This is a genomic window from Angustibacter peucedani (assembly GCF_054779595.1).
Map to the genome: position 1 here is coordinate 1 of NZ_BAAGXY010000153.1, position 1,962 is coordinate 1,962.

Below are 1,962 nucleotides of genomic sequence, written 5' to 3' on the forward strand. Positions count from 1 at the left end.
GCGGCGACCCGCTCGACCTGCCGGCCCGGGCCGTCGACGCCGTGCTCGACGCGGGCGCCCGCGGCCACGACCTGGTGGTGGTCGACCTGCCCCGCGCGGTCGACGCCGCGGCCGACGCGGCGCTGCGCCGGGTGGACGAGCTGCTCGTCGTGGTCCCGGCCCGCTTGCGGGGTGTGGTCTCCGCTGCCCAGGTCGTCGCGCAGGTGGGCAGCCGATCGCCCGTGGTGCGTGCCGTCGTCCGTCGGGGGCCGGGGGAGCGGTGGTCCCCGACGCGGGTGGCCGACGTGCTCGGGCTGCCGCTGGCGGCGGTGGTGCGCGACGAGCCGCGCCTCGACGACGACCTCGACCGCGGCGACCTGCCCGGACGACGGTCGCGCGGCGGGCTGGCCCGCGCCGCCGAGCGCTGCCTGGCCGTAACGTCGGGGCGAGCGGCCTGATGACCGCGGTGGTCGAGCGCGTGCGGTCCGAGCTGCTGCGCGCCGGGGCGGACGTCACGCCGCGCGAGGTGGCGGCCGCCGTCCGGTCCGCGGGCATCGTGCTGGGCGACCAGAGCCTGCTGGACGTCGTCGACGCCCTGCGCGCGGACGTCGCCGGGGCGGGTCCGCTCGAGGCGCTGGTGGCCGACCCGGACGTCACGGACGTGTTGGTCAACGGCTCGTCCGGCGTGTGGGTCGACCGCGGCCGCGGGCTCGAGCGGGTGCGGGTCGACGTCGGCGGCGAGCCGGCCGTGCGGGCGCTCGCGACCCGGCTGGCGGCCTCGGCCGGGCGGCGGCTCGACGACGCGGCGCCCTTCGTCGACGCCCGGCTGCCGGGCGGGGTGCGGCTGCACGTGGCGCTGCCGCCGCTGGTCGAGGGCGGCACCCACGTGTCGCTGCGGGTGCCGTCGCGGGTGGCGCTCTCGCTCGACGACCTGGTCGAGCGCGGCACGGTGCCACCGGCCTGGGCCCCCGTGCTGCGCGCGGTCGTGGCCCGCCGGCTGGCCTTCGTCGTCACCGGCGGGACGGGCGTCGGCAAGACCACGGTGCTGGGCGCCCTGCTCGGCCTGGTGCCGGCCGCCGAGCGGGTCGTCGTGGCCGAGGACTGCGCGGAGGTGCGGGTCGACCACCCGCACGTGGTGCGGCTGGAGTCGCGGGCGCCCAACGTCGAGGGCCGCGGCGAGGTGACCCTGACCGCGCTGGTGCGGCAGGCGCTGCGCATGCGACCCGACCGGCTCGTGGTCGGCGAGGTGCGCGGCGCCGAGGTGCGCGAGCTGCTGGCCGCGCTCAACACCGGTCACGAGGGCGGGTGCGGCACGTTGCACGCCAACGCCGCGGCCGACGTCCCGGCGCGGCTCGAGGCCCTCGGCGCGCTGGCCGGCCTCGGTCGCGACGCCGTGCACGCGCAGGTGGCCGGTGCGCTGCAGGTCGTGCTGCACCTGCGGCGCCAGGACGGCCGCCGGCGGCTGGTGCAGGTGGGGGCGGTCGACCGCTCGGACGAGCGGGTGCAGGTGCTGCCCGCGCTGGTGGCAGGCGCGGACCCCGACGACGCCGGCAGCACCGGTCCGGGCTGGCCGCTGCTGCAGCGGTGGGGGCTCGGGTGACCGGTCGGGCCTTCCTGGTCGGCGGGCTGCTCGCCGGCGCCGTCCTGCTCCGGCCGCGCGGTGGGTGGTCCTGGCACCGGGTGACCGTGCTCCGGCCGGGTCCACTCCCCGCACCCGCCACCTCGAGGCCGGTCGCGGACGACGTCCTGCAGCTGGTCGAGCTGGTGGCCGCCCAGGTGCGTGGTGGTGCGTCGCCGCCGGCCGCCTGGCAGGCGGCGTGCGAGGTGCTGGGAGTGGCGGGCGCTTCGGCGCACCCGCTCGCCTGGCTCGACGCCGTGGCCTGCTCGCGGGGCTCGCCGAGCGCTGCCGCTGCTGGGGCTGCGGCGGGCGCGGCCTGGCGCCTGGCCGACCGCACGGGGGCGCCCCTGGCCGACCTGCTGGAC

2 protein-coding genes and 1 pseudogene are annotated in these 1,962 nt (G+C 79.7%); all 3 read left to right on the plus strand.

Annotated elements, in window-relative coordinates:
• Positions 1-437: CpaE-like family protein (locus ACYVJ4_RS18185; RefSeq protein ID WP_460461490.1), on the plus strand; the 437-nt coding region annotated here is incomplete at its 5' end.
• The gene (locus ACYVJ4_RS18190; RefSeq protein ID WP_460461491.1) at positions 437-1,579 is read left to right on the plus strand and encodes a TadA family conjugal transfer-associated ATPase; all 1,143 of its coding nucleotides are present in this window, start codon (positions 437-439) and stop codon (positions 1,577-1,579) included. The genes ACYVJ4_RS18185 and ACYVJ4_RS18190, both read left to right, overlap by 1 nt.
• A pseudogene (locus ACYVJ4_RS18195) lies at positions 1,576-1,962 on the plus strand (hypothetical protein); the annotation flags it as partial. The gene ACYVJ4_RS18190 and the pseudogene ACYVJ4_RS18195, both read left to right, overlap by 4 nt.